At 71.5% G+C, this 25,577-nt stretch carries 23 protein-coding genes and 3 tRNA genes; 15 read left to right on the top strand and 11 right to left on the bottom strand.

Going from position 1 to position 25,577, the window contains the following annotated elements; all coding sequences use genetic code 11:
• Positions 1-109 precede the first annotated feature (109 nt).
• On the top strand, positions 110-505 hold the full coding sequence (locus ACH34R_RS26375) for a DUF2809 domain-containing protein (protein WP_397564202.1): 396 nt from the start codon (positions 110-112) through the stop codon (positions 503-505).
• A 19-nt stretch (positions 506-524) separates the two neighbouring features.
• Here ACH34R_RS26375 and ACH34R_RS26370 read toward each other — a convergent pair whose 3' ends face one another.
• Positions 525-1,349: an SAM-dependent methyltransferase gene (locus tag ACH34R_RS26370; RefSeq protein WP_397564201.1), complete on the bottom strand. Its 825-nt coding sequence runs from the start codon at positions 1,347-1,349 to the stop codon at positions 525-527.
• 84 nt (positions 1,350-1,433) lie between these two features.
• On the opposite strand from ACH34R_RS26370, the gene ACH34R_RS26365 reads away from it, so the two are divergent.
• Complete coding sequence (locus ACH34R_RS26365; RefSeq protein ID WP_397564200.1) at positions 1,434-2,093, top strand: metal-dependent phosphohydrolase; 660 nt, start codon at positions 1,434-1,436, stop codon at positions 2,091-2,093.
• Here ACH34R_RS26365 and ACH34R_RS26360 read toward each other — a convergent pair.
• Positions 2,053-2,319 (bottom strand): DUF4031 domain-containing protein, encoded by a 267-nt coding sequence (locus tag ACH34R_RS26360; protein ID WP_397564199.1) that lies wholly within the window; start codon positions 2,317-2,319, stop codon positions 2,053-2,055. The two genes, ACH34R_RS26365 and ACH34R_RS26360, sit on opposite strands and share 41 nt — an antisense overlap.
• 120 nt (positions 2,320-2,439) lie before the next feature.
• On the opposite strand from ACH34R_RS26360, the gene ACH34R_RS26355 reads away from it, so the two are divergent.
• Positions 2,440-2,667 carry a ferredoxin gene (locus ACH34R_RS26355; protein ID WP_397564198.1) on the top strand — a complete coding sequence of 76 codons (228 nt, stop codon included), beginning with the start codon at positions 2,440-2,442 and terminating at the stop codon, positions 2,665-2,667.
• Between the two features lie 59 nt (positions 2,668-2,726).
• Here ACH34R_RS26355 and ACH34R_RS26350 read toward each other — a convergent pair whose 3' ends face one another.
• Complete coding sequence (locus ACH34R_RS26350; RefSeq protein ID WP_397564197.1) at positions 2,727-3,629, bottom strand: phenylalanine 4-monooxygenase; 903 nt, start codon at positions 3,627-3,629, stop codon at positions 2,727-2,729.
• Positions 3,630-3,816: 187 nt separating this feature from the next.
• Between ACH34R_RS26350 and ACH34R_RS26345 the strand changes: the two genes are divergently transcribed.
• Positions 3,817-4,773, top strand: a complete 957-nt coding sequence (locus ACH34R_RS26345) for an SPFH domain-containing protein (RefSeq protein WP_397564196.1) — start codon at positions 3,817-3,819, stop codon at positions 4,771-4,773.
• A gap of 14 nt (positions 4,774-4,787) precedes the next feature.
• Here the strand turns inward: ACH34R_RS26345 and ACH34R_RS26340 are convergent, their stop codons facing one another.
• Positions 4,788-5,630, bottom strand: coding sequence for a formylglycine-generating enzyme family protein (locus tag ACH34R_RS26340; RefSeq protein ID WP_397564346.1), 843 nt, complete (start codon positions 5,628-5,630; stop codon positions 4,788-4,790).
• 440 nt (positions 5,631-6,070) lie between these two features.
• Here ACH34R_RS26340 and ACH34R_RS26335 point away from each other — a divergent pair, with 440 nt between their 5' ends.
• A complete protein-coding gene (locus ACH34R_RS26335; RefSeq protein ID WP_397564195.1) occupies positions 6,071-8,053 on the top strand; it encodes a glycosyl hydrolase family 18 protein in 1,983 nt (660 codons plus the stop codon).
• Positions 8,054-8,118: 65 nt separating this feature from the next.
• On the opposite strand, the gene ACH34R_RS26330 is transcribed toward ACH34R_RS26335, so the two are convergent.
• Positions 8,119-9,003: a ribokinase gene (locus tag ACH34R_RS26330; RefSeq protein ID WP_397564194.1), complete on the bottom strand. Its 885-nt coding sequence runs from the start codon at positions 9,001-9,003 to the stop codon at positions 8,119-8,121.
• Positions 9,000-10,091 (bottom strand): phosphotransferase enzyme family protein, encoded by a 1,092-nt coding sequence (locus ACH34R_RS26325; RefSeq protein ID WP_397564193.1) that lies wholly within the window; start codon positions 10,089-10,091, stop codon positions 9,000-9,002. The genes ACH34R_RS26330 and ACH34R_RS26325 overlap by 4 nt, the downstream gene beginning before the upstream one ends.
• 121 nt (positions 10,092-10,212) lie before the next feature.
• On the opposite strand from ACH34R_RS26325, the gene ACH34R_RS26320 reads away from it, so the two are divergent.
• Both ACH34R_RS26320 and mihF read left to right on the top strand, forming a co-directional pair.
• Positions 10,213-10,620: a heme-binding protein gene (locus tag ACH34R_RS26320; RefSeq protein ID WP_111169795.1), complete on the top strand. Its 408-nt coding sequence runs from the start codon at positions 10,213-10,215 to the stop codon at positions 10,618-10,620.
• Between the two features lie 159 nt (positions 10,621-10,779).
• Positions 10,780-11,085, top strand: coding sequence for an integration host factor, actinobacterial type (mihF, locus tag ACH34R_RS26315; protein WP_397564192.1), 306 nt, complete (start codon positions 10,780-10,782; stop codon positions 11,083-11,085).
• Between the two features lie 42 nt (positions 11,086-11,127).
• Here the strand turns inward: mihF and ACH34R_RS26310 are convergent, their stop codons facing one another.
• Positions 11,128-11,775, bottom strand: coding sequence for a response regulator (locus ACH34R_RS26310; protein ID WP_397564191.1), 648 nt, complete (start codon positions 11,773-11,775; stop codon positions 11,128-11,130).
• Positions 11,766-13,013: a sensor histidine kinase gene (locus ACH34R_RS26305; RefSeq protein WP_397564190.1), complete on the bottom strand. Its 1,248-nt coding sequence runs from the start codon at positions 13,011-13,013 to the stop codon at positions 11,766-11,768. The genes ACH34R_RS26310 and ACH34R_RS26305 overlap by 10 nt, the downstream gene beginning before the upstream one ends.
• Positions 13,014-13,206: 193 nt before the next feature.
• Here ACH34R_RS26305 and ACH34R_RS26300 point away from each other — a divergent pair, with 193 nt between their 5' ends.
• The 3 genes from ACH34R_RS26300 to ACH34R_RS26290 all read left to right on the top strand — a co-directional run bounded on the left by ACH34R_RS26300 (position 13,207) and on the right by ACH34R_RS26290 (position 18,604).
• Positions 13,207-14,493, top strand: a complete 1,287-nt coding sequence (locus ACH34R_RS26300) for an acyltransferase (RefSeq protein WP_397564189.1) — start codon at positions 13,207-13,209, stop codon at positions 14,491-14,493.
• Positions 14,494-14,542: 49 nt separating this feature from the next.
• A complete protein-coding gene (locus ACH34R_RS26295; protein ID WP_397564188.1) occupies positions 14,543-17,047 on the top strand; it encodes a DEAD/DEAH box helicase in 2,505 nt (834 codons plus the stop codon).
• 126 nt (positions 17,048-17,173) lie between these two features.
• Positions 17,174-18,604: an esterase/lipase family protein gene (locus tag ACH34R_RS26290; protein WP_397564187.1), complete on the top strand. Its 1,431-nt coding sequence runs from the start codon at positions 17,174-17,176 to the stop codon at positions 18,602-18,604.
• Positions 18,605-18,623: 19 nt separating this feature from the next.
• Here the strand turns inward: ACH34R_RS26290 and dusB are convergent, their stop codons facing one another.
• Positions 18,624-19,748 carry a tRNA dihydrouridine synthase DusB gene (dusB, locus tag ACH34R_RS26285; RefSeq protein ID WP_397564186.1) on the bottom strand — a complete coding sequence of 375 codons (1,125 nt, stop codon included), beginning with the start codon at positions 19,746-19,748 and terminating at the stop codon, positions 18,624-18,626.
• Between the two features lie 113 nt (positions 19,749-19,861).
• Between dusB and ACH34R_RS26280 the strand changes: the two genes are divergently transcribed.
• The 3 genes from ACH34R_RS26280 to ACH34R_RS26270 all read left to right on the top strand — a co-directional run bounded on the left by ACH34R_RS26280 (position 19,862) and on the right by ACH34R_RS26270 (position 20,136).
• A tRNA-Gly gene (locus tag ACH34R_RS26280) sits at positions 19,862-19,934 on the top strand.
• Between the two features lie 33 nt (positions 19,935-19,967).
• Positions 19,968-20,038: transfer RNA gene (locus ACH34R_RS26275), tRNA-Cys, on the top strand.
• A gap of 23 nt (positions 20,039-20,061) precedes the next feature.
• A tRNA-Val gene (locus tag ACH34R_RS26270) sits at positions 20,062-20,136 on the top strand.
• Positions 20,137-20,331: 195 nt separating this feature from the next.
• Here the strand turns inward: ACH34R_RS26270 and ACH34R_RS26265 are convergent.
• Positions 20,332-20,955: a hypothetical protein gene (locus ACH34R_RS26265; RefSeq protein WP_397564185.1), complete on the bottom strand. Its 624-nt coding sequence runs from the start codon at positions 20,953-20,955 to the stop codon at positions 20,332-20,334.
• Between the two features lie 347 nt (positions 20,956-21,302).
• Positions 21,303-22,925, bottom strand: a complete 1,623-nt coding sequence (locus ACH34R_RS26260) for a substrate-binding domain-containing protein (protein WP_397564184.1) — start codon at positions 22,923-22,925, stop codon at positions 21,303-21,305.
• Between the two features lie 317 nt (positions 22,926-23,242).
• Between ACH34R_RS26260 and ACH34R_RS26255 the strand changes: the two genes are divergently transcribed.
• Positions 23,243-23,890, top strand: a complete 648-nt coding sequence (locus ACH34R_RS26255) for a response regulator (protein ID WP_397564183.1) — start codon at positions 23,243-23,245, stop codon at positions 23,888-23,890.
• A 1,085-nt stretch (positions 23,891-24,975) separates the two neighbouring features.
• Positions 24,976-25,419 (top strand): hypothetical protein, encoded by a 444-nt coding sequence (locus tag ACH34R_RS26250; protein ID WP_397564182.1) that lies wholly within the window; start codon positions 24,976-24,978, stop codon positions 25,417-25,419.
• The last annotated feature ends 158 nt before the right edge of the window (positions 25,420-25,577 follow it).

The raw sequence follows: 25,577 nt of genomic DNA, 5'->3' as shown, positions 1-25,577 counted from the left end.
CGGACACTCCTTACGAACACCTGAGGCCGATGACCTGCCGATCGCCCGCTGAGATCCCCGCGCAGGGTACCCCCTCGCTCCACCGGGGACCGGGCCGTACAGTGCCGGGGTGAGTGGATCGGGAGTGGGCGGTGGGGCCGGGCGTACTCGGCTCGCCGCGGGTGCGGCGGCGTTGGTCACGGTGGCGGCCGGGCTCGGGGTCAGGGCCCTGGCCGAGGGCGACTTCGCGAAGTACGCGGGCGACGCGCTCTACACCCTGCTGATCTACGCGCTGGTCGTCGTGGCCGCACCGAGGGTCAGGCCGCCGGTCGCCGCCCTGGTGGCCGCCGGGGTGAGCTGGCTCGTGGAGTTCGCGCAGCTCACCGGCGTACCGGCGGCACTGTCCCAGGAAAGCCTGCCGGCCAGGCTGGTGCTCGGCACCACCTTCAACCCACCGGACCTCTTCTGGTACGCGGTGGGCGCCGCCTGCGGCCTGATCGCGCACACCCTGGCCCGGCGGCACTGACAGGCCGTCCCCGGAAGGCTCAGGCGGGCTTGCGGGCCACGCCGCAGAAGGCGTCGACCTCCGGCGGTGCGCCGAAGGGGGTCGCCTCGGGACGCCAGCGTGAGACCGGGACCAGGCCGGGCTCCAGCATTTCCAGGCCGTCGAAGAAGCGGGCGATCTGTTCGGGTGTGCGCAGCCGGTACGGGTCGCCGGCGGCTGCGCGGTGGCGCTCGCCGGTCCTTGCGCCCTCCTGGTCGAAGACGGCGGTGCCGTCGTTGAGGGCCAGGTGGCTGCCCGGCGGCAGGGCGGCGAGCAGCCGCCGCACGATGGCGTACGCCTCCTCGTCGTCCGCGACGTTGCCCATGATGCCGAGCAGGATCAGCCCGACCGGGCGGTCGAAGTCGAGCGTCCGCGCGGCCTTGGCGAGAATGCGCTCGGGGTCGCGGACGTCGGCGTCGATGTAGTCGGTGGCCCCCTCCGGCGTGCTGATCAGCAGCGCCCGGGCATGGACGAGCACCAGCGGGTCGTTGTCCACGTAGACCACCCGGCAGTCGGGCGCGGCCCGCTGGGCGACCTCGTGCGTGTTGTCCTGGGTGGGCAGGCCCGTCCCGATGTCCAGGAACTGCCGGATTCCGGCCTCGGCGGCCAGGTGGCGCACCGCCCGGCCGAGGAAGGCCCGCGAGTGCCTGGCGACCTCGATGATCCCTGGGAACACCTCACGGATCCGGTCGCCGACCTGCCGGTCGATCGGGTAGTTGTCCTTGCCGCCGATCCAGTGGTTCCAGACCCTCGCCGAGTGCGGGCGGCTCGTGTCGATCTTCGGGGCGGCGGGCTCCCCGGGGGAGGGCTCCAGGCGGTCTGCCATGATCGGAAATTACCATTCCCGATCGTGCCGCGATGTCATGGGGCGGCATCGATCACGGCAGACCGGCCATGTCATGCTGCCCTCGTGGACGAAAGCGACGAACGCGCCGAACTCACCACCGCCTGGAAAGCGCTCGCCGGTGACTCCCCCGCGTCCCTCGCGGTCGCCGCCGAGCTGGCCGCCCGCTGGGCCGAGCCGCACCGCCGCTACCACACCCTCGGCCACCTCCGCGCGGTGCTCGCCGCCACCGGCCGGCTGGAACGGCACGCGGCCGACCCCGTCGCGGTACGGCTGGCCGCCTGGTTCCACGACGCCGTCTACGAGGGCCGGGCGGGACGTGACGAGGAACGCAGCGCACAGCTCGCGCTGCGGCTGCTGCCGCGCTGCGGGGTGCCCGCCGCGCGGATCGCCCGCACCGCCCGGCTGGTACGCCTGACCGCGACGCACGACCCCGCGGACGGCGACGCCGACGGGGCCGTGCTGTGCGACGCCGACCTGGCGGTCCTGGCCGGACCCGGCTACGACGCCTACGCCCGCGCGGTGCGGGAGGAGTACCGGCATGTGCCGGACCCGGCGTTCCGCGCCGGGCGGGCGGAGATCCTGCGCCGCCTGCTCGCCGCGCCCCGGCTCTACCGGACCCCGCTGGGACACGACCTGTGGGAGGCGGCGGCCCGCGCCAACCTGGCCGCCGAGCTGGACCGGCTCACCGGCGGACCCGCCGCCGCCGCAGCCCGGAGGCGATGAGCCTTCGCAGCAGCTCCCGCGAGGTCACCGCCTCGGCCCCAAGGGCCACGGCGCGGGCGTGGACGGTCTCCGGCACGTCGTAGTGGTCGCGGTCGAAGGCGCGCGGCGGCACGTCCAGCCGTACCGCGAAGGCGTGCAGTTCCTCCAGCGAGGTGTCACTGACCAGATGCGACCAGAGCAGCCCGCGCGGCCCCGGCCACATGGGCGGGTCGATCAGCACGGTCACGTGGTCAAGGGTAGACGCACCGGACGTACCGGGATACGTGCCGCGAACTTGCGGGGACTTGCGCGGGGCGCGCCTCCGGCCTGACATGCTGGAGAGTGAACGCCTGAACAAGGAGCACCGATGAGAATCGAACTCGACGTGGAGCGATGCATCGGCGCAGGTATGTGCGCGCTGACCGCTTCAGACCTCTTCGACCAGGACGAGGACGAGGGCACCGTGGTGCTCCTCGCCCAGCCCGCCACGCCCGCCCAGGAGCGGGCGGCCAGGCAGGCGGCCGACCGGTGCCCCAGCGGCACCATCCGGGTCGTGGACGACCATGCCAGGCAGGAGTCGTCGGCGGCGACCTGAGTGCTCCCCGGGCGGGGCCCTTCCGAGCGCGAAGGCGCTCCCGCCCGGCCACGCGACTCTCAGGACCGGCCTCGTCCGGCGCGCCGGCCGGCCACGGCCGCCCGGCGCAGCTCCGGGGCGTCGCCGTCGTCCAGCCGGCCCAGGAAACCGGCGAGCGTGTCGGCGACGTGACCCAGTGACCGGGCACGGAACAACACCGGCTGGTAGCCGGAGATCTCGTACGGCGTGGCCAGCATGCCGGGCACGTCCAGGTCCGCGAGCCGGCAGCCGCCCAGCCTGCCCAGCTCGCCATAGGACGACAACAGCGCGGCCCCGTACGCCTTGGGCACCCCGCCCTCGTCCACGACGCCGTACTCCAGGGTGAACCAGTAGATGTCGGTGACGATCTGCAGCGCCTCCTCCGTCTCCAGACGGGCCGCCGCCTCGCCGACCAGCCGGTAGATCGCGGCGAACTCGGGCAGCGCGAGGTGCGCCCCGTGCCCGAAGACGTCGTGTACGACGTCGGGCTCGGGGGAGTACATCGGTACGGCGGGGTGGCGGATGAACTGCACGGCGTGGAAGTAGCCGCGCGCCATCGAGCAGAGGAAGCGCCGGCTGGCCACCGCGCCCCCGGCCAGCGTGTAGTCGAAACCGGTCAGCCGCCGCAGCCGCGCGCCGATCTCCGCGTGCTGCGGGATGTGGTCGGCGGGGATCGCGGCGGCCTCTCTCCCGTCCAGCGCGGCACGGCAGGCGTGCGCGCGCTGGGATTCGGCCAGGGCCCGGTGGACCTCGCGCCAGGTCGCCTGCTCCTCCTCGGTGTAGCGCACCTGGGGCGACGGGTCGCCCACCCGATGACCCCGCGCCGGCGCGGCCAGGGATCTGCGGCGCGCGAGGTAACGCGGATCGCGCATGCCGGGATGCTCGGCGGCCGTGCCTACGCCGCCGCCGGCGGTGATGGGAGTCCGGCGCCACACATCGCTCATAACCTGCTTAATTACCGCGTAGCCAGACAAGCACACCACTTCTGACCTGGCATTATCCCCTCGGACGATCCGCGTCACCCCTTCGGGCGGCTCATCCCGCCCGAGATTGTCGGCTAATTCACTTGTCGAATCGTTCAACAATTCTTACCGTAAGGGGGATGCTTCTCCCCCTCACGGAGGCAACGCCATGTCATACAGGATCGGAGTCATCGCCGGGGTGATCGCGGCCGTGGTGGGGCTGCCCACGCTGATCGGCCTGGTCGGCGGCCTGGAGCGCACCGCGGCCGGAGAGGTCGCGGTCGTACGGGACGGCGGGCCGTTCGACGACAACGCGATACGCCAGATCATCGACCCCGGGTCCGGGCTCACCTGGGCCGGGATGTGGTCCAGCGTGCACACCTACCCCGCCCAGCAGCGCTTCTACACCATCACCTCCGACCCCAAGCGGGCGACCGCGCTCGGGGTGGACGTGGTGACCACGCCGAGCAGCGACGGCGTGAACCTCGGCATCGAGGGCACCCTCTACTTCACCCTCAACCTCGACCACGAATCGCTGCGGCGCTTCGACGACCGGTACGGCACGCGCACCTTCCGCGGCCAGGACGACGCCGCCCGGCACGCCTGGGAGGGCGACGAGGGCTGGGCGGCCTTCTTCGGCCAGGCGGTCCGGCCGGTGATCGACAACGCGATGCGGGTGCAGGTGGGCGCGCACCGGTGCGCCGAGCTGGTCGCCTCGTGCGGGCTCGTCCAGGAGACCGGCGCCAAGGCGGGGCTGGAGGTCCGCGACACCGTGACCAACGTGGTCAAGGTACAGAACGGCGTCAACGCCACCCTGGCCCGCGACCTGCCGGCCATGCTCGGCGGCGACTTCATCACCGGCGTCCGTTTCAACCTGGTCAAGGTCACGCTCCCCGCCGAGGTGCAGAAGGCCGTGGACCGCTCGCTCGCCGCGGCGGCCCTGGTGTCGGAGGCCAGGGCGAAGGTCGCGCAGGCCGAGGCGGAGTCCGAGGCCAACCGGGCACGTCAGGAGGGCTACGACAAGTGCCCGGCGTGCGCGGACATCGACAGGCTCAAGTCGCTGCCCCGGGGCATCACCGTCTACGCGCCGGGCAACGCCGACGCGGTGGTGGTGCCCAGCCGCTGAGCCCGCCCGGAGGGTCAGGCGTCGGCGGCGCAGCGGAAGCCGGTGTGGCCCGAGGAGGAGTCGCCGGTGTTGCCCATCCGGGCGGCCACCCGGTAGCGGGTGCAGTAGGAGTCGTGGCACAGGTAGGAGCCCCCGCGCAACACCCGGGCCGGGCCGTCCGGCGGGCCCGCCGGGTCGTCGCGGGGGCCGTCGATGTGGAAGGTCGCGCTGAAGCGGTCGGCGCACCACTCCCAGACGTTGCCGGAGACGTTGTGCAGGCCGTAGCCGTTGGGCGGGAAGGAGCCGACGGGGGCGGTGCCGCGGTGGCCGTCCTCGGCGGTGTTCTTGGTGGGGAACGCGCCCTGCCAGATGTTGCACATGTGCCGTCCGCCGGGGGTCAGCTCGTCACCCCACGGGTAGCGCCGCCGGGAGAGCCCGCCGCGGGCGGCGTACTCCCATTCGGCCTCGGTGGGCAGCCGCAGCCCGGCCCAGCGGGCGTAGGCGGCGGCGTCGTTCCATGAGACGTGGACCACGGGGTGGTCCCACCGCTCCTCCACGGTCGAGCCGGGGCCCTCCGGGTGCCGCCAGTCGGCCCCGCGCACCGCGCACCACCAGGGGGTCTCGGCCACCCGGGGCGAGTCGCGGCGCAGCGCGCCGGGCAGGAACCCGGCGAAAACGTGCGACCAGCCGTACCGCTCGGCCTCGGTGACATGGCCGGTGCCGGCGGCGAACTCCGCGAACCGCGCGTTGCTGACCGCGTGGACGTCGATCCGGAACGGCCGCAGGCGCACCTCGCGCACCGGCCCCTCCCCGTCGGCGGGAAACCCTTCGCCGTCCGCGCCGCCCATCAGGAACGGTCCGCCGGGCAGCAGGACCATTCCCCCGGTCACCGCCGGAGCGGCGGAGGGGCGCGCAGCGGGCTCGGCGAGCGGCGCGGGCGCGGCCGTCGTCTCGCCCCGGGAGGGTGCGCAGCACGCCGGGGAGTGCTCTTTCGACATCATCACCGTTTCGCGATCGGGACTCGCCACCTCGCCGATTATCCCGGACCACCGCCCTCCGCGCGCCCCCGGGGCCTGCGGTCGCGCCCTCCGTTGCGGCCATGTCATTGACGCGGGCCAGCATCCCGGGCTACCTTCACACCAAACTTTTAAGAAACCTTACTAACAATTAGCCGGACTACCGGACGGCTTGGAGTGACCTGTGCCGCGATCACCGCCCGTACCGACCCGACGACGATCCGCAGGGGGCCATGCGTGAGCAACGCCGCTCACCACATCAGAACTCGCCACACCGCACTTCGGACGTGGAGCAGCACACAATGAACTCTAGGATTTACACCCGCCTCGCGGCAGCGGCGGTCGCGGTGGTGATCCCGCTGGGTACGGCGTTCGCGGTAGCGCCCGGCGCGTCGGCCGCGCCGGTCGCGCTTCGCGCGCAGGCGGCTCAGGCTTGGGCGCCCTACACCGCTTACACCGCAGGCACCGTCGTCACCTACAACGGTGTCGACTACGAGTGCCGCCAGGCGCACACCTCCCTGCCCGGCTGGGAGCCCACCAACGTACCGGCCCTCTGGAAGGCGTCGTCGGGCGGCGGTGAGGACACCCAGGCCCCCAGCGTGCCCGCGAGCCTGCGCAGCACCGGCGCGACGGACACCACGATCTCCCTCGCCTGGAACGCCGCCACCGACAACAGAGCCGTCACCGGCTACGAGGTCTACCGCGGCGACACGCTGGTCACCACCACCAACGCGACCGCGACCAGCTACACCGACACCGGCCTGACCGCCGACACCAGCTACACCTACACGGTCAAGGCCAAGGACGCCGCGGGCAACCGCTCGGGCGCCAGCAACGCGGTGTCCGCCAAGACCACCGGCGGCGGCAGCGGCGATGACACCGAGCCGCCCACCACGCCCGGCAACCTGCGCAGCACCGGCGCCAGCGGCAGCACCATCACGCTGGCCTGGAACGCCGCCACCGACAACCGGGCCGTCACCGGCTACGAGATCTTCCGCGGCGACACGCTGGTGAACACCACCAACGGCTCCGCGACCGGCTACACCGACACCGGCCTCACCGCCAACACGTCCTACACCTACACGATCAAGGCCAGGGACGCGGCGGGCAACCGCTCCGGCTCCAGCAACGCGGTGACCGCCAAGACCACCGGCGGTGACACCGGCGGCGGCAACAAGCTGCTCGGCTACTTCGTGCAGTGGGGCATCTACCAGCGCGGCTACCACGTCAAGAACATCGACACCAGCGGCTCGGCGGCCAAGCTGACCCACATCAACTACGCGTTCGGCAACGTCCAGGGCGGCCGGTGCACCATCGGCGACTCCTACGCCGACTACGACCGCTTCTACGGCGCGGGCGAGAGCGTGGACGGCCAGTCCGACACCTGGGACGCCGGAGCGCTGCGCGGCAACTTCAACCAGCTCCGCAAGCTCAAGGCCAAGTACCCCAAGCTGAAGGTGCTGTTCTCCTTCGGCGGCTGGACCTGGTCCGGTGGCTTCGGCCAGGCGGCGGCCAACCCGACCGCGTTCGCCGACTCCTGCTACAAGCTGGTCGAGGACCCGCGCTGGGCCGACGTCTTCGATGGCATCGACCTCGACTGGGAGTACCCGAACGCCTGTGGTCTCACCTGTGACACCAGCGGCCCGGCGGCGTTCAAGAACCTGATGCAGGCGGTGCGCGCCAGGTTCGGCCCGGACAACCTGGTCACCGCGGCCATCACCGCCGACGGCACCGAGGGCGGCAAGATGGACGCGGCCGACTACGCCGGCGCGGCGCAGTACGTCGACTGGTACAACGTGATGACCTACGACTTCTTCGGCGCCTGGGAGGCGAAGGGCCCGACCGCCCCGCACTCGCCGCTGACCGACTACCCGGACATCCCGATCAAGGGCTACCACACCGAGCAGGCGATGTCGCACCTGATCGGCAAGGGCATCCCGGCGAGCAAGCTGCTCACCGGCATCGGCTTCTACGGCCGCGGCTGGGCCGGCGTCACGCAGAAGGAGCCGGGCGGCACCGCCACTGGTCCCGCGCCGGGCACCTACGAGCAGGGCATCGAGGACTACAAGGTCCTCAAGACCCGCTGCCCGTCCAACGGCACCGTCGCCGGAACCGCGTACGCCTTCTGCGGTAACCAGTGGTGGAGCTACGACACCCCGGCCACCATCGTCAGCAAGATGGGCTGGTCGAAGAGCAGGGGCTACGGTGGCGCCTTCTTCTGGGAACTCAGTGGAGACACCACCAACGGTGAGTTGATCAACGCGATGAAGAGCGGCCTGGGCTAAGGCCGTACGGCGGGGCCGGGGAGCGCGTCTCCCCGGCCCTTTGCCGTTTCCGGCCCCGCTTCCCGTTACGTGAGGAAGGCGTCGATCGCCGCGCGGTGCGGCATCGAGGTGGTGGCCCCCTCGCGCTGCACCGACAGCGCGGCGGCGGCCGAGGCGAACCGCAGCGCGGCGGCGGGCTCGCCGCCCTCGGACCGGGCCACCGCGAGCGCGCCGACGAAGGTGTCGCCCGCCGCCGTGGTGTCCACGGCGGTCACCGGGAAGGCGGGCACGTGGACGGGGCCGCCGGGGGTGGTCTCGCGCCCGCCGTACAGTACGCCGCGCGCGCCCAGCGTGACCACCGCCTCCGGAACGCGTTCCAGCAGCGCGGACAGCGCGCGCCGGGGGTCGTCGTGCCCGGTGATGGCCGCGGCCTCGTGCTCGTTGGGCACGATCAGGTCCACGGCGTCGAGCAGTTCGGCGGGCAGCGGCACGGCGGGGGCCGGGGTGAGGATGACCGGGGTGTCCGCGCACCGGGCCGCGGCGATGACCGCCTCCATCGGGAGTTCGAGCTGCATGAGCAGGGCCCCGGCGGCGGCGATGGCCGCCGCGCCCGCCTCCCCCGGCCCGGTGAGCGTGCCGTTGGCGCCCGGCACGACGATGATCGAGTTGGCGCCGGAGTCCTCCACCACGATGTGCGCGATGCCCGAGGGGCCGGGCACGGTGCGCAGGTGGGTGACATCGACCCCCGCGCCTGCGAGCGCGCCGCGCAGCTCGGGCCCGAACGCGTCGTCGCCCACCGCGCCGACGAACACCACCCGGCCCCCGGCCCGCGCGGCGGCCACGGCCTGGTTGGCCCCCTTGCCGCCGGGGACCGTGCGAAAGGCCCGCCCGGTGACGGTCTCGCCGAGGCCGGGGGCCTTCGCGACGTAGGCCACCAGGTCCATGTTGGCGCTGCCGAAAACGCTGATCATCCGATCTCCCTGGTGACGGCCGTGCCGACGGCTCTGGTGACGGCTCTGGTGACGGCTTGGGTGACGGCTTGGGTGACGGCGAACTCGCCCGCCAGGTAGCGCTCGGCCAGCGCGCAGCTCTGCTCGGTGTACCCGGCGCCCAGCTCGCGCGCCGCCCCCGCGGCCGGGTGCGAGCCGATCCAGGCGACGAGCATCAGCCGGCGGAACATGATGAACGTCCAGATGTCCGCCGCTCCGGCGTCCGGAAGGGGGGCCACCGTCCGATACCCCCGTGCCCAGGCGTCGATCAGCTCGGGCACCAGCGGGTGGTGCTCGATGAAGCTGAGCGCCGCCGCGAGGTCGTACAGGTACCAGCCGTAGCCGCAGTCGTCGAAGTCGATCACGCTGGGCGGGGCGTCCCCCGCCACCAGCAGGTTCGCCAGGCGCAGGTCGGCGTGGATCAGCCCGTACCGGTCGGGGCCGGTGCCGGCGCGGGCCAGCCGCGCCCGCAGCGCCGCGTCCAGCCGGCCCAGCACGGCGCGCGCCTCCCCATGCACCCCGGCGCCGTCCTGCCAGCGGCCCCAGCGCGCCTCGCGGCCCAGCGCCGCGTCGTGGTCCCAGTGGAAGCGGGTGAACCCGGCCGGGGCGCGCCAGCGCCTGGCGTGCCGGTGCATCCGCGCGGTGACCTCGCCCAGCCGCTCGAAGTCGGCGGCCAGCCGTTCCTCGCCGGGCTCGGCGCCGGGCAGGAACTCGAACAGCACGCAGGTGCGCGCGGGCCCGCCGTACGGGTCGGGCACGATGACGGTTCGGCCGCCGTCGGCGGCGGGCAGCACCCGCGGCGTGGTGACCCCCTCGTCGCGGCGCAGCGCCGACAGCCAGTCCAGCTCGGACTCGATCGCCGCCCGCGAGTGGTAGCCGAGCCGGTGTACCCGCAGGATCGCGCGCTCGCCGCTTTCCGGGTCCAGCACCCGGAAGGTCGCGTTCTCCGACACGTTGATGAGCTCGGCGGTCGCCGCGGGGGACAGCCGGTAGCGGCCGAGCGCCGCACGGGCGACCTCCGCGACCCGGGAGAGCACGCCGTCTCCGGCGGACAGATCGTGAATCCGCATGCCCTTCTTCTATCAGCTACGGCATGGTTCCCCACCCGGTCCGATCTTGCGGTGGGATGGCGGGCGAGGTACGAACGAATCGGCCGGACGTGCGGGTGTGGTGGGCGGAGGGCGCGCGAACGTGAACCTGGAGCTTGCGCTGCGAATGTGCGAAGCGGCGATCAAGGAGGCCGCCCGTTCCGGGGCGGTGGTGTCGGTGGCCGTGGTGGACGCGGGCGGGCACCTGCTGGCCTTCCAGCGCATGGACGGCGCGGAGATCGCCGGACCGGCGCTCGCCCCCGGCAAGGCGTACACGGCCGTGGCCCATCGCATCGCCACGGCCGACCTCGCCCCCCTGGTGCAGCCGGGCGGCGAGCTGTACGGCCTGGCGGCGGGCGGCGGATTCGTCTGCTTCGGCGGCGGCGTCCCGCTGTGGGACGAGCACGGCGAGGGCGACCGGGTGATCGGCGGCGTCGGGGTCAGCGGCGGCACCATCGAGCAGGACGTGGCCTGCGCCGAGGCGGCCGTCGCGCTGTGGGAGACCTCATGAGCGCGCCGGACCGCCGCTGAAGGCCGTCCCAGCGGCCCGAGAGGCGGCAAACCCCTTCCCTTGCGGGCCTGGAGGCGGAAAACTCGTGTCCGCCACGATTAGAAACGGCATCACGGGTAACACAGACGCGATCCAGGACGCCGAGGAGGAGAATCACCCATGGCCCTTCCCGTACTCACCCCCGCGCAGCGCCAGGCGGCGCTGGAGAAGGCGGCCGAGGCCCGCGCCGCGCGCGCCGCCCTCCTGGCCAAGATCAAGAAAGGCGAAATGTCGTTCGCGGACCTGCTGGACCGCGAGGACGAGATCACCAAGAAGACGAAGGTCTCCCAGGCGCTGCGCGCGGTCAAGGGCGTGGGCCCGGCCAAGGCGAACGCCCTGATGGAGCAGGCCGGCGTCGATCCCAACCGGCGGATCGGCGGCCTCGGCGCCCAGCAGCGCCGCAAGCTGGTCGACGCGCTGTCCTGATCGTCTCGCGCCGGGCGCGCTCCCCGCGCGCCGCGAGCCGTCTCAGGACCGCAGGTAGGTGAGCACGGCCAGCACCCTGCGATGCTGGTCGGTGTCCTCGGTGTGCAGGCCGAGCTTGGCGAAGATGCTGCGGATGTGCTTTTCCACCGCGCTGTCGGTGATCACGAGCTGCCGGCCGATGGCGGGATTGGACCTGCCCTCCGCCATCAGGCTCAGCACCTCGCGTTCGCGCGGGGTGAGCTGGGCCAGCGGGTCGTCCCGGCGCCGTCGCACCATCAGTTGCGCCACCACCTCGGGGTCGAAGACCGTGCCGCCCCCGGCCACCCTGCGCAGGCCGGCGAGGAACTCGTCGACGTCGATGACGCGGTCCTTGAGCAGGTAGCCGACCGCGCCGCGCGCGTCGGCGAGAAGGTCGTCGGCATACGACACCTCCACGTACTGGGAAAGGATCAGCACCGGTGCGCCCGGCACCTGGCGACGCGCCTCCACCGCGGCCCGCAGTCCTTCGTCGCTGAAGCTCGGCGGCATCCGGACATCGACCACGGAAACGTCGGGGCGGTGCTCGACGATGGCCTTGACCAGGCTCTCCCCGTCGCTCACCGCCTTGACGACCTCGCAGCCGAACTCCTCCAGCAACCTGATCAGGCCCTCCCTGATCAAGACGGCGTCATCGGCCACAACTACCCGCACGGCACCTCCGCGACGATGAGCGTCGGCCCTCCGGACGGCGACTCGACGGCGAGATCGCCGTCGACCGCCCGCAGCCGGTCTGCCAGACCGGCCAGGCCGTGTCCCTTGGCGACGTGCGCGCCGCCGACACCATCATCCCCGATCGTGAGCAGCAGCACGTCGCCGGTACGGACCAGGGTGACCGTGCACAGTGAGGCGCGGCTGTGCTTGGCCACGTTGGTCAGGCTCTCGGCGACCACGAAGTAGATGGCGTTCTCCAGCGCCGCGGGGTAGCGCTCGGTGGTCTGCACGTCGATCTCCACCGGGATCGTGCAGCGGCCGGCCAGCGCCGCCAGGGCCGGGGCGAGCCCGCGGTCGGAGAGGATCGGCGGGGCGATGCCCCTGGACAGGGCGCGCAGCTCGTCAAGGGTCTCCCGGGTGGCCACGATCGCGTCCGACAGCGTGGTCTGCGCGGCGTTCGGGTCCTTGGCCATCTGCCGCTGCGCGCGGGACAGCTCCATCGCCAGGTGCACCAGCCGCTGCTGCGGGCCGTCGTGGATGTCGCGCTCCAGCCGGCGCAGCGCGGTGGCCTCGGCCGACACCGCGGCGGCGCGGCCCTGCGCGAGGTCGTCGATGCGCTCCTGAAGCTCGGCCACACCGGTCAGCAGGACCCTGCCGAGCCCGCCGCGCAGCAGCGCCACCAGGCGCAGCGCGAAGGGCATGGTGATGGCGGCGGCCGCGCCGATGGCGAAGTTGAGCCCGGCGTCCACGAGGTAGATGTCGGGAAGGTCGAGCATGTGGGCCAGGCCGTTGTTGCCGGGGATGTTGAACAGGATCCACCCGTAGATCGGGTAGGTCAGCCCCACGACGGCGACGCACCACCAGACCAGGGTGGCCACGAAGCCGAGGATGGCGAACGGGAAGACCACGATCCCGAAGACCAGGTCGAGCCAGGACTGCCCGCTGGTGATCGGGTTGACAATGCGGCGGAGGGGGCCCGCGGTCTGTGGGGGGCGGGAGTAGCGGGGACGGGCCAGCGGCCGGCCGAGCACGTCGGGCAGCCAGTGCCGCTCGATGTCGGCGACCCCGCGGGCGATCAGCAGGGTGCCGCTGAGGATGGGCAGCCCGATCCAGATGATCGCGGTGCCCACACCGGCGGCGAAGCCGGCGACCAGGAGGCAGAAGCCGACGATGGCGACCGGGAACCCGATCAGCAGGTACCTGGTGTCCACGCCGATCTGCTTGATGAGGGAGCGCATGCCCATAACGCTACGAGTCTCGCGGCGTGACATCGATCCCGCCGACTTCAGTTCCGGGGTGGGGCTAGCCCTACCCCGGTCGGTGGTGCGGCGGCAACCAAAAGTGGGCAGATGGCATCACTGCGCCCGAACCCCTCCAGGCGAGAGGCTCGATTCACTCTCCCACCCGTCTCGTGGACGAATCGAGCATCACATGACCATCCTCCTGGACCGCCCGGAAACCTCAGTCCGCTCCCCCGCGCCGGCGCGCCGCCCCGCGGCGAGGCCCGCCGCGGAGCACCGGGACGTGTTCATCGACGCGCTGCGCGTCTTCGGGATCTCGGTCGTGGTGCTGGAACACTGGAGCATGCCGCTGCTGTCCTACGACGGCACGCGGATCACCGCGGGCAACGCGCTCTCCGCCCCGGGGGTATGGGTGCTGACCTGGATCATCCAGGTCATGCCGCTGGTCTTCTTCGCGGGCGGGGCGGCCAACTCGATCAGCTTCGGCCGGTTCACCGGCGGGCCCGCGGCCTGGCCGGCCATCCGGCTGCGGCGGCTGGCCTGGCCGGTCCTGGCGCTGGCCGCGGTGTGGATACCGCTGCCGCACGTGCTGCTCAGCATGGGCGTGCCCGTCCAGCCGGTCGAGCTGGGGGCCAGGCTGGTCGGGCAGTTGCTGTGGTTCCTGGCCGTGTACGTGATCGCGGTGGTGGTGACGCCGCTGATGGTCAGGGCCCACGAGCGGTACGGCTGGCTCGTGCCCGCCGCGCTCACGGCCGCGGCGGCGGCGACCGACGCCGTCAGGTTCGCCTCCGGCCAGGAGTGGCTGGGCTACCCCAACATCGTCTTCGTGTGGCTGGCCGTCCACCAGGCCGGCGTGATGTACGCCGCCGGCCGGCTCACCCGGCCCGCGCTCCTGGCCGTGGGCGGCTTCGGCGCGGCGGCCCTGCTGGTCGCCTACGGCCCCTACCCGGGCAGCATGATCGGGATGCCCGGGGCCGGGATGTCCAACATGGCGCCGCCCAGCCTGGCCCTGCTCGCCGTGGCGGCGGGGCAGGTCGGCCTGGTGAACCTGCTGCGACCGTGGATCGTGCGGCTGCCCTGGCGGCGGGTGCTCGGCTGGGCCTCGCCGCGGATGATGACCATCTACCTGTGGCACATGCCCGCGCTCGTCATCGTCACCGGCGTGGTCGTGGTCGGGGCGGGCGTCGGGACCCCGGCGCCGGGCGGCGCCGCCTGGCTCGCCGGGTGGCCGCTGTGGCTGGGGCTGCTCGGCATGGTCCTGTACGGCCTGCTGCGGTGCTTCGCCCGCTTCGAGCGGGTGCCCGCCCTGCCCTACGGGAAGGCGGGCTGGACGGGCACGCTCATCTCGGCCGGGCTGGTCGGGGCGGGCCTGCTGACCCTCACCGTGCGCGGTTTCGCCACGGGCCTCGCGCCGGTGCTCGCGGTCCTCGCGATCGTCGGCGGGCTGCTGCTCACCGTGCCTTCCGCCGATTCCTGACAACCCGGGCTTGCCGGAGTGGTCCGAACAGTGCGCGGGCTTCGGCAGTATGGGAGGCGTGAGCCTCATCGATTACCTCCCTGACGACATCGACGCCGAACCGGACGCGATCTACGACGCGTTCGCGGAATGGAACGCCGGGCGGGGGCTCACGCTCTACCCCCACCAGGAGGAGGCCCTGATCGAGGTGGTCTCCGGGAGCAACCTCATCCTGTCCACGCCGACCGGCTCGGGAAAGAGCCTGGTGGCGGCGGGCGCGCACTTCGCCGCGCTGACCCGCGACCAACGGACCTTCTACACCGCGCCGATCAAGGCGCTGGTCTCGGAGAAGTTCTTCGACCTGTGCGAGGTGTTCGGCACCGACAACGTCGGGATGATGACCGGCGACGCCAGCGTCAACGCGGGCGCGCCGATCATCTGCTGCACCGCCGAGATCCTGGCCAACGTGGCGCTGCGCGACGGGGCGGCGGCCGACATCGGCCAGGTCGTCATGGACGAGTTCCACTTCTACGCCGAGCCCGACCGGGGCTGGGCCTGGCAGGTGCCGCTGCTGGAACTGCCCAAGGTGCAGTTCGTGCTGATGTCGGCGACGCTCGGCGACGTACGGATGTTCGAGGAGGACCTCGCCCGGCGCACCGGGCGGCCGACCGCGGTCGTCAAGAACGCCGAGCGGCCGGTCCCCCTGGTCTACTCCTACCGGCTCACCGCGCTGCACGAGACCCTGGAGGAGATGCTGTCCACCGGGCAGGCCCCCGTCTACGTGGTCCACTTCACCCAGGCCGCGGCGATGGAGCGGGCCCAGGCCCTGATGAGCATCAACATGGCGACCAAGGCGGAGAAGGAGTCGATCGCCGCCCTGATCGGCAAGTTCCGCTTCACCACCAAGTTCGGCCAGGCGCTGTCCCGGCTGGTCCGGCACGGGATCGGCGTCCACCACGCGGGGATGCTGCCGAAGTACCGCAGGCTGGTGGAACGGCTGGCCCAGGCAGGGCTGCTGAAGGTGATCTGCGGCACCGACACCCTCGGGGTCGGCGTCAACGTCCCGATCCGCACGGTGCTGTTCACCGCGCTGTCGAAGTACGACGGCAACAAGGTGCGCCGGCTGCGCGCCCGCGAGTTCCACCAGATCGCCGGGCGGGCCGGGCGCGCCGGGTTCGACACCATCGGCTACGTCGCCTGCCAGGCGCCCGAGCACGTCATCGAGAACGAGCGGGCGCTGGCCAAGATCGGTAATGACCCGAAGCGGCGGCGCGGCTACGCCAGGAAGAAGCCGCCGGAGGGCTTCGTCGGCTGGAGCGAGGAGACCTTCGAAAAGCTCCAGACCGCCGAGCCGGAGCCGCTCGGCTCCCGCTTCAAGGTCAGCAACGCCATGCTGCTCGCGGTCATCAACCGGCCGGGCGACTGCTTCGCGGCGATGAAGCACCTGCTCACCGACAACCACGAGGACCGCAAGTGGCAGCGGCGGCACATCAGCCAGGCCATCGCGATCTATCGGTCGCTGCTGGCGGGCGGCGTGGTCGAACAGCTCGCCGAGCCCGACGAGCAGGGCCGCAGGGCCCGCCTCACCATCGAGCTGCAGGAGGACTTCGCGCTCAACCAGGCGCTGTCCACCTTCGCGCTGGCCGCCTTCGACCTGCTGGACCGGGAGTCGCCCGCGTACGCGCTGGACATGGTCTCCATCGTCGAGTCCATCCTGGACGACCCGCGCCAGATCCTGTCCGCCCAGCTCAACAAGGCGCGGGCGGAGGCGGTGGCGCAGATGAAGGCCGACGGGATCGAGTACGAGGAGCGGATGGAGCGGCTCACCGAGGTCATGTACCCGATGCCGCTCTCGGACCTGCTGCTCGGCGCGTACGAGACCTACCGGCACGGGCACCCCTGGGTGGGCGACTACACGGTCAGCCCCAAGTCGGTGATCCGTGACATGTACGAGCGGGCGATGACCTTCACCGAGTACGTGCAGTTCTATGAGCTGGCCCGCTCGGAGGGCACGGTACTGCGCTACCTGGCCGACGCCTACCGCACGCTGTCACGGACCATCCCCGAGCATCTGAAGACCGACGACCTGGTCGATCTCATCGAATGGCTCGGCGAGCTGGTCAGGCAGGTCGACTCCAGCCTGCTGGACGAGTGGGAGGCGCTGTCCAACCCGCAGACCGCGCTGACCGCGGCCCAGGAGCTGGAGGCCAAGCCGCGCCCGGTCACCGGCAACCCGCGGGCGTTTCGGGTGCTGGTGCGCAACGCGATGTTCCGGCTGGTCGAGCTGGCCGCGCTGGAGAAGGAGGACGAGCTGGCCGAGCTGGCCCCCGACGTCGACTGGACCGCCGCGCTGGACGCCTACTTCGCCGACCACGAGGAGATCCGCACCGACGCCGACGCCCGCGGCCCCGCGCTGCTCCGGATCACCGAGGAGAAGGAGTTCTGGAGGGTCAGGCAGACCGTGCACGACCCCGCCGACGACCACGACTGGGGCATCGACGCCCAGGTCGACCTCTCGGCCTCCGACGCCGAAGGCCGTGCGGTTCTGCACGTCACCGGGCTGACCCGGCTCTGAGTCAGCGGCCCGCTCGAAGGGCGCTGGAAGGCCGCTGGAGGCCATTCAGTCCATTTCAGCATGTAACCGGCGGGCAAGGGGTTTCGCTCATGCGCGGCGGCCGGCCGGCGATGGATGCTTGGTCGCATGGTGGACTTCCGAGCAGGTGAGAGCGTCCGGATCGGAGAGCGGTCGAGTCTTACGAGCGTCGGCGTGACCGGCAGCGCCGAGGAGCTTCCGGCGCCGGCGTCCGCAGCCCGCCCCGCGGCCCGCGACCTGCGGGCCCCCAAGACCCTCACCGACGCGGCCGAGGCGGCCGGGCTGCGCGACCTCGGCACGGACCGCATGCTCACGGTGCGGAGCACCGCCCGCACGGCGGGCCGCCCCCATGTGCTGATCGAACAGGACACCGCGCCGCCGCCTGGCGAGTTCCGGGTCGCGCTGGCGGCCACCGTCGGCGACGACGGGTACGGCATGCTGACCTGGCACCCGATGGAGCGCTCGGGCGCCGGGCGGTTCACGGTGGAGCGCCGGGCGTGGAACACCGCCCGGGGCTGGACGGGCACGCTGCTGGTCAAGGTCTTCGGGTTCGCCATCGAGGAGGTGAGCGGCGACGTCGCCGAACAGCTCGCCGCCCGGATAGAGGAGCGCCGCCACCGCTACCGGCTGCGGGCCTGCCTGCCCGCCTCCTATGGCACCGACGTGGCCGACGACCTGCCCGGATCGGCGTGGCCCGGCCTGGTCACCGGCGGCGGCGAGCGGCGCACGCTGCTGATGCTGCACGGCGCCTTCGGCCGCTCGCACACCGCCTTCGGCGGGCTGCCCGCCGGCACGTTCGCCGAGCTGCACCGCGCCTACGGGGGCCGGGTGATCGCCTTCGACCACCACACGCTGATCCACGACCCGGCGGAGAACGTGCGCAGGCTGATCGGCCTGATCCCCGACGGCTCCGACCTGCGCTTCGACGTCCTCACCCACTCCAGGGGCGGCCTGGTCGCCCGCGAGCTGGTCCGCCAGGCCGCCGCCACCGGCGGGCTCGGGCGCAGGCGGCTGCGGATCGGCAAGGTGGTCTTCGCCGGCACGCCCAACGCGGGCACCACGCTGGCCGACGCCGACCGCCGCGACCAACTGCTGGACCGGATGACCACGCTGCTGGCCGTACTCGGCGGCGGCGCACCGGCCACCGAGGCCCTGACCCTGGTGCTGGAGCTGGTCAAACTTGCCGCGGCCGGGGTCATGGCCGAGTTGCCCGGGCTGACCTCGATGGACCCCGGCGGCGCCTACCTGCGCGGGCTGGGCGCGGCGCGGCCGGTGCCCGGGGTCACCTACCACGCCCTGGGCTCGGACTTCGAGCCCTCCGGCAGCTCCATGCTGCTCCAGGACCTCGCCGCCGACCTGATCTTCTCCGGCGGCAACGACCTCATCGTGCCCTCGGAGGGCGTACGCGACCTGGGTTCCTCCGGCACCGTGGCGACCGGCGACGCCCTCATCCTCGTCCCCAAGGACGCGGTCCACCACAGCGCCTACTTCAGCCTCCCCAAGCCGTCGGCCCAGATCCTGCGGTGGCTGCACCCCTGAGCGGGCCGCTCGGCGCCGGTCAGCCTCCGGAGGTCTCCAGCTCGGCCCCCTCGGGCACCACGCCGTCGTAGGGGTCGTCGAGCCAGCCGTCGGGCAGGTGGACACGCTCGCGCGGGCTGGACTTGCCGCGCGGCCCCTCCGCCTCGGCCGGCCACGGCTGGTCCGGGTCCAGCTCCGCCAGGTGGGCGCGCAACCCCTCCAGGGTCTCCGTGGTGGCCAGCGCCCGGCGCGTCTCCGCGCCGACGGTGAACCCCTTCAGGTACCACCCGATGTGCTTGCGGAAGTCGGCGATCGCGTGCGGTTCGCTGCCGAAGCACTCGACCAGGAGCGCGGCGTGCCGGGCCATGACGGAGGCCACCTCCCCCAGCGGCGGGCGTACGGGCCGGTGCGCGCCCTCACCGGTCAGCGCCGCGGCGAGATCGCGGAACAGCCACGGACGGCCCAGGCAGCCGCGCCCCACCACGACGCCGTCGCAGCCGGTGCGGGCCATCATCCGCACGGCGTCGGCGGCGCTCCAGATGTCGCCGTTGCCGAGCACCGGGATCTCGGGCACCGCCTCCTTCAGGCGGGCGATGGCCGTCCAGTCGGCGACGCCTCCGTAGTGCTGCACCGCCGTGCGCCCGTGCAGGGCCACCGCGGCCACCCCCTCGCCGGCCGCGATGCGCCCGGCGTCCAGGTAGGTCAGATGATCGTCGTCGATGCCCTTGCGCATCTTCATGGTGACCGGCAGCCGCCCGGCCCCGGCCACCGCCGCGCGCAGGATCGCGCGCAGCAGGTTGCGCTTGTACGGCAGCGCGGACCCACCGCCGCGCCTGGTGACCTTGGGCACCGGGCAGCCGAAGTTGAGGTCGATGTGGTCGGCGAGGCCCTCCTCGGCGATCATCCGCGCGGCCCGCCCGACCACCTCGGGATCGACGCCGTAGAGCTGCACGCTGCGCGGGCTCTCCCCCGGCTCGAACCGGATCATCGCCAGGGTCTTGCGGTTGCGCTCCACCAGCCCGCGCGTGGTGATCATCTCCGAGACGTAGAGCCCGCCCCCCTGCTCGCGGCACAGTGTGCGGAACGCCGCGTTGGTGATCCCCGCCATCGGCGCGAGCACCACGGGCGGCCACACCCGCAACGGGCCGATTCGGAGCGCCTCCACCCGTCATTTCTACCCCATACGCGGTGCACGGCCGTCCCGGCCCCTTCCCGGTTACGCACCGGCGCGAAAAACCCGCTAGAGTTCTCTCGTCGCCGGAAAACGGTGGCAGCACTGCGGACGTGGCTCAGCTGGTAGAGCATCACCTTGCCAAGGTGAGGGTCGCGGGTTCGAATCCCGTCGTCCGCTCGGAGAGGTCCCGTCACTACTGAGCCTCTGCTCGGTGGAGTGGCCGAGAGGCGAGGCAGCGGCCTGCAAAGCCGCGTACACGGGTTCAAATCCCGTCTCCACCTCAAAAGAACACGACGAAGGCCTCGGGCGATTAGCTCAGTGGGAGAGCGCTACCTTGACACGGTAGAGGTCACTGGTTCAATCCCAGTATCGCCCACCACCATTTCCCCTGGCCACAGGCCCAGGGCTCCCGTTCCCCAAGATCGTTGATCACGGGAACGGGAGCAAAACGGCAGCACACTGCTCCCCGAAGATCGCTACCCGACCCTGCCCATGGGCAGGGCTCACCACTCCCCACCACCCAGCCTCGGGCGGAGTTCACCTGCCGGCCGACAGCATCGGGACCACCCCCAGCTCATCGTCTTCCTCCCGCTCGGGTGGTCTTGGCCAGGCCGGCGTAGCGGCGTTGCAACCCGCTGTTCAAACGCCGCCGCATCTGCTCGGTCACATGGCTGTACCGGCCCTGGACACCGCCCATCCGGTGCCCCATCCGCTCACACACGAGCACTTCGGGGACGTCCAGTTCCTCCAGCACCGCCTTGTGATGGTGCCGCAGCCCATGAAACACCGCCCCGGCAACGACCGGCGGCACCGCCTCTTCCGCCGGTTCGCCGGAGGCCGGCATACCGGTGCCGGTCGCACCGGCCGGGTGTCCGCCACAGGCCGGGCACCAGACCCGGCGGGCGAAGTTGGACCGGCGCAACACCCCACCCTCCGGGGCGGAGAACACCACCTGCTCCTCGTTCCCGCTGACATCGACGGCCTCGGCGAGCAGATCGACCAGGAAGGACGGCAGATCGATCCTGCGGACCGCAGCCCGGATTTTCGGCGGTCCCCGCCATACCCGTCCGCCGACTTCATGCAACGCCCCTTTCGACCCGTCGATCCGCAGGTAGCCGTCGTCCAAGTGGCAGTCTGCTGCGGCGAGCCCGGCCAGTTCTCCCCAGCGCATCCCGGTGAAGGCGGCGGTGAACACCATGGCGGCCATGGACTGCCCCCCATGGCCCGGCATCGCGGATCCGGCCGGCCACCTGCAGCACCTGCTCCCCGGTGGGGATGGGCCGGGATCGGCACGCCGTCATCGGTGTCACGCCAGCGGATCCGGGGGTCAGGGTCCGCGCTTTTCCACCCATGCCATAAACGCTCCTCCTCGATCAGACAGAGGCTGATGTGAACCCCGCGGCGGACGGATCCGCGCGGGCAGGGTCATCAACGCTCCTCTGGCCCCGGTCGATCAAGTCGACCGGGAAGCGCGGGGCCGGGGAGCACATGCTCCGGCGACCGCGATCGCCTCCAGATCGGCTGCTTGAGCGTGAGCTGTACGACTCATCGCAGGTCGCACAGGGGCTGGGCTTCGACGGTGTCGCACGGGAGGAAGCCGGACTCCCGCAGGCGGCGCTCTCGCAGGAAGGCCAGGAAGTTTGCGGCCAGGGAGCCGGACGCCGGTTCGGCCCTGGTGTAGACATACTCAACGGTCCAGAAGGGATAGCCGGACTCGACGGCGGTGGCGGCGTCGAAGGCGCGGCCGTCCAGGGTGAGCGCGGTGACGTGGCCCTCGCGGCGGGCCTTGGCCAGTGACTGGGCGTCGGAGTAGCCGATCGTCCCGGTAGTGGTGCTGATCTGCTGGATTGCCTCGTCGTTGTCACTGCGCTCGCAGCGGATGACCCGCGCGGCGCGGTCGCGGTCGTTGGTCAGGCAGTCGGTGGAGGTCACCTGGGTCTCGCCGGTGCCGCCCAGCACGCGTTCTTCGTAGAGTTTCCGGGTCCCGGACTGGGCGTCGCGGCTGACGATCCTGATCGGCAGCGATTCGCCGCCACGGATCTGCTGCCAGTCGTTCAACTCGCCGCTGTTGATCCTGCTCAGCTGCTGAAGGCTCAGCGAGGTGACGCCCGCGCTGCGGTGGACCACCACGTAGAAGACGACGATCGCCAGCTTCTGCATGTGCAGATGGTCGTATCCGCCCCTGTGGCCGTCCGACAGCGCCAGAAGGTTGCCGTTCCTGGATTGGGCGGCCTTGCGGACGCCGGCGAGCGAGCCGTTCGCGTTGGTCTCGATCTTCGCATCGCCGCAGATCCTGGTGTATGCGTCGCCGGCCGACTCGATGACCTTCATGAACACGCTCGACCCCTCGACGATCAGTGTCCCCGACGCGCAGGCCACCGTACGGTCCGGGGGTTCGGCGAGCTGGCTGAGCACCAGCAGGACGCTGAGCACGATGACCAGCGCGCCGCTGACCCGCGGCAGCGTGATTCGTCGCGTGTGGCCCTCGTCCTTGATCATGCCGGTGTCCTTGAGCCTGCCGGCGTGCTTGACGATCTTGGTGATCTCGCCGCCGACCGGGCCCGTCTCGCGCAACACCACGACGAGCTTGGCGTGCTCGCCCCGCTTGAGTGCCATCTCCCCCATCCGGACGCCGTGCCAGGTCGGCTCGGCGGTGTCGTGCTGGGTCTGGCCGCCGAGCAGCCAGCGCGCCATCCGCTCCCCGAGCCGTCCGCGCACCGTCTGCAGGCTGTCGGGCGAGGGCTGCCTGCCGGTGGTGAAGAAGCGCAGCCCGTTGCGCAGCTGGGTGCGCAACGAATCGGTGCTGGCCTCCGACACGCGGGCGTTCCACACCACCCGGTCGCCGAAGGTGAAGGACAGCTCGCGGTCGAAGTCGCCTGCGTCGATGTCGTAGCTGCCGCTGTTGCGGATCCGGATGACCACGATGCTCATCCGCTCCAGCAGCGTGGTCAGGCGTCGCAGTTGCGGCGGGTCGGTCTCGGCGGGCTCGTAGCTCTCGGGTCCCAGGCCGATCTTGGAGTTGTACAGCACGCGGAAGCTGATGCGCTTGCGCCGCACCACCAGTCGATCGACGAAAGGCGCGACGAGCAGGAGGGCGATCCCGAAGAGGACTTGATTGACTCCTCCGAGAGACTCGACCAGCTCCGCCAGGCGCTGTAAGACGGCCACGCCCCAATTCTCACTATCTCCTGATATAGCCACCGAGACAGGCGAAGTGTTCATGAGGAGTTCAGCATCCGGTCACGCCCTCCATCGGCAAGCCCTTGCCGCACCATGCCGTCAAGGCCGGTCAACATGCCTGACGTGACTGACAAGATCATCGAGCTTTGACCTGCGGGAAGAGGCCAAGAACCCAAGATGACCAGAGAAGTCAGGAAGCCCCAAGGCGAGGCCGGGGGTCAGGGGCCTTCCGGCGGTTCCTCGTGGGCGGGGTAGTCGTCCCAGCCGGAAAAGCACGGAGATCGAGAGCCGAAGGGCACGAAGCGTTGATCCGCGTGCTGATCGCCGATGATCAGGCGCTGATCCGGATCGGCCTGCGTGTGCTGATCGAGACCGAGGATGATCTAGAGGTGGTAGGGGAGGCCACCGACGGGAAGGAGACTCTCGAACTTGCCAGGCGGCTCCGTCCCGACGTGGTGCTCATGGATATTCAAATGCCCGGCATCGATGGCTTGGCGGCGCTCCGGGACATTGTCGCCGACCCTGTGCTGACCACGACGCGTGTGATCATGCTCACCACGTTCCAGATCGACGAGTACATCTTCACCGCGCTGCGCGACGGAGCCAGCAGCTTCCTGGTCAAAGACGCCGAGCCGGACGAAGTCTTGCGAGCGATTCGCGTGGTGGCCGAGGGCGGCTCCCTGCTGTCGCCCTCGGTGACGCGGCGGGTGATAGGCGAGTTCGCCCGCCGCGTCCCGGTAGGCCCTCACCGGCGGCTGAGTGGGCTTACCGAGCGGGAACGCGAGATTGTCGGGCTGGTCAGCGAGGGCTTGTCCAACGATGAAATCGCCGCCCATTTGGTGGTCAGTCCCGCTACCGTCCGAACCCACGTGGGCCGGGCCATGGTGAAACTCGGTGCCCGGGACCGTGCGCAACTCGTCGTCATCGCCTACCAGTCCGGCCTCGTACGGTGAGGGCTTGATCGTCGGCAAGCAAACCGAGGCTCGGGGCGCTGCACCGAGGGGGACGGCTGGGCTGGGCGGCCCGCATCCCCGACGGCATGTTCTTGTTGGTGATGGGGCTGGATGCGCCGAGCGGGCTCGAGATCCCCACGGGGTGTTGTCGGCCCGGCAGGTCGATGCCGGCGCCGGCGGGCCGGGGATGAGCCTGGCCGTGCGCCCGCACCGGGTCACTCCGATTACGCGGGGGGCGCCGCCGGCCCGGATCGTGCTGCTGCACCGGGACTCGCTGCAGGCCGGCGCAGAACAGGCCGGCGCAGGACAGGCACCGTCATGTCTGGAGACGCCGCCCTGCGCCGACCGGCGGCGCTGGTCCTGCTCACCTGCCTCGTCCTCGGCCGCCTGTGCGGTGCGGCCTTCCCGATCGCGTTCCTGATCACGGTGGCCGCCACCCGCGGATACGGCCAGGCCGCGCTCCTGCGGGCCGTGCTGGTCACCGCGCTGGCCGGCAATGCCCCTTTTCCGCGCGCGGATCCTGGACAGGTTCGGCAGCGGCAGGGCACTGCCGCTGCGGTGCGTGGCCCTCCACGATCGCCACCGCCGGTCTGGCCCTCAGCGCAGGCAACCCGCACATCAGCAGTGCCGTGATCGGCGTGCTGGCGCCTTTCATGGCGTTGTCGGCGCCGGCGCTGGACAGCGCGGTGCGCATCTTCCTGGCGGCGCACCGCCCGCACCGAAGCCGGGGTCCAAGCACTGCACGCGGCCGATCCCATCATCGAGGAGATCGGCTTTCTGGCCGGCCCGGCGCTCGCCGCCGCCGTGATGCCGGCCCTGGATGTGCAGATGGGGCTGCTCATCATCGCCGCGGCGATGCGCGTCGTCATGCTGGTGACCGTGTTCACCCCGCTGGTGCGGCGCACCCGGCCGGCCGGCCGTACCCCGCCCGCGCCCGACCCCACGCCCGACCCCGCACCGCCTCCTGTACCGTCGCCGAAGGCGGACCCGCGCAGCCGCGCCGGGCGTGCCATCGGGCTGTTGCACCGGCTGGTGGGCCCCATCGCCCGGCCGCGGCTGCGCAGATCGTCGGCCCGATCACCGTCATGGGCACCAGTTTCGGTTTCCTCGGCATCGCGGTGCCCGCGCTGCCCGCCACCGGCGGCGCCATCGCGACCTCGGGATATATCACCGCCGCCATCAGTGCGGGCGGCGTGATCGGCGGGCTCGTCTACGGTGCCCTGAGGCCCGCCCGCTGCCTGTGGCGGCGGCATGCGGTGATCAGCCTGGTGTTCGGCGTGCCGATCATCGCGCTGCTGGCGGCCCGCTCCCCGTGGAGCGTCGCAGCGGTCCTCATGACCGCTGGTCCGGCGGTCACCCCCCTGTACATCAACTCCTACCTGCTGATCGATCGGGAGCTGCCGGCGGGAGTCAGGCATGAGGCCAACGCGTGGGTCGCCGTCGGCAACGACGTGGCCTGCTACGCAGGTGGGTCAAAGGGACGAGTGCACCGCAGCCTCAACCCGGCAGCCCGGCTCGAGCGCTATTGACCGGCCGCCGGGGCCGCGCAGGCAACGTACGCCTCCAGGGAACTCGGTTTGGCCTTCTCCGGCGGCTCGCTGGGGAAGCACCATGACGTGCATGCGGCGCTGTGGTCGCTTGCTCCCAGTGCTCCCGACCGCATAGAAGATCAACAGGAGCATCCGAT

The sequence above is a fragment of the Spongiactinospora sp. 9N601 genome (genome assembly GCF_044326295.1).
Taxonomy (GTDB): Bacteria; Actinomycetota; Actinomycetes; order Streptosporangiales; family Streptosporangiaceae; genus Spongiactinospora; species Spongiactinospora gelatinilytica.
This window is presented reverse-complemented; position numbering and strand designations above follow the sequence as displayed.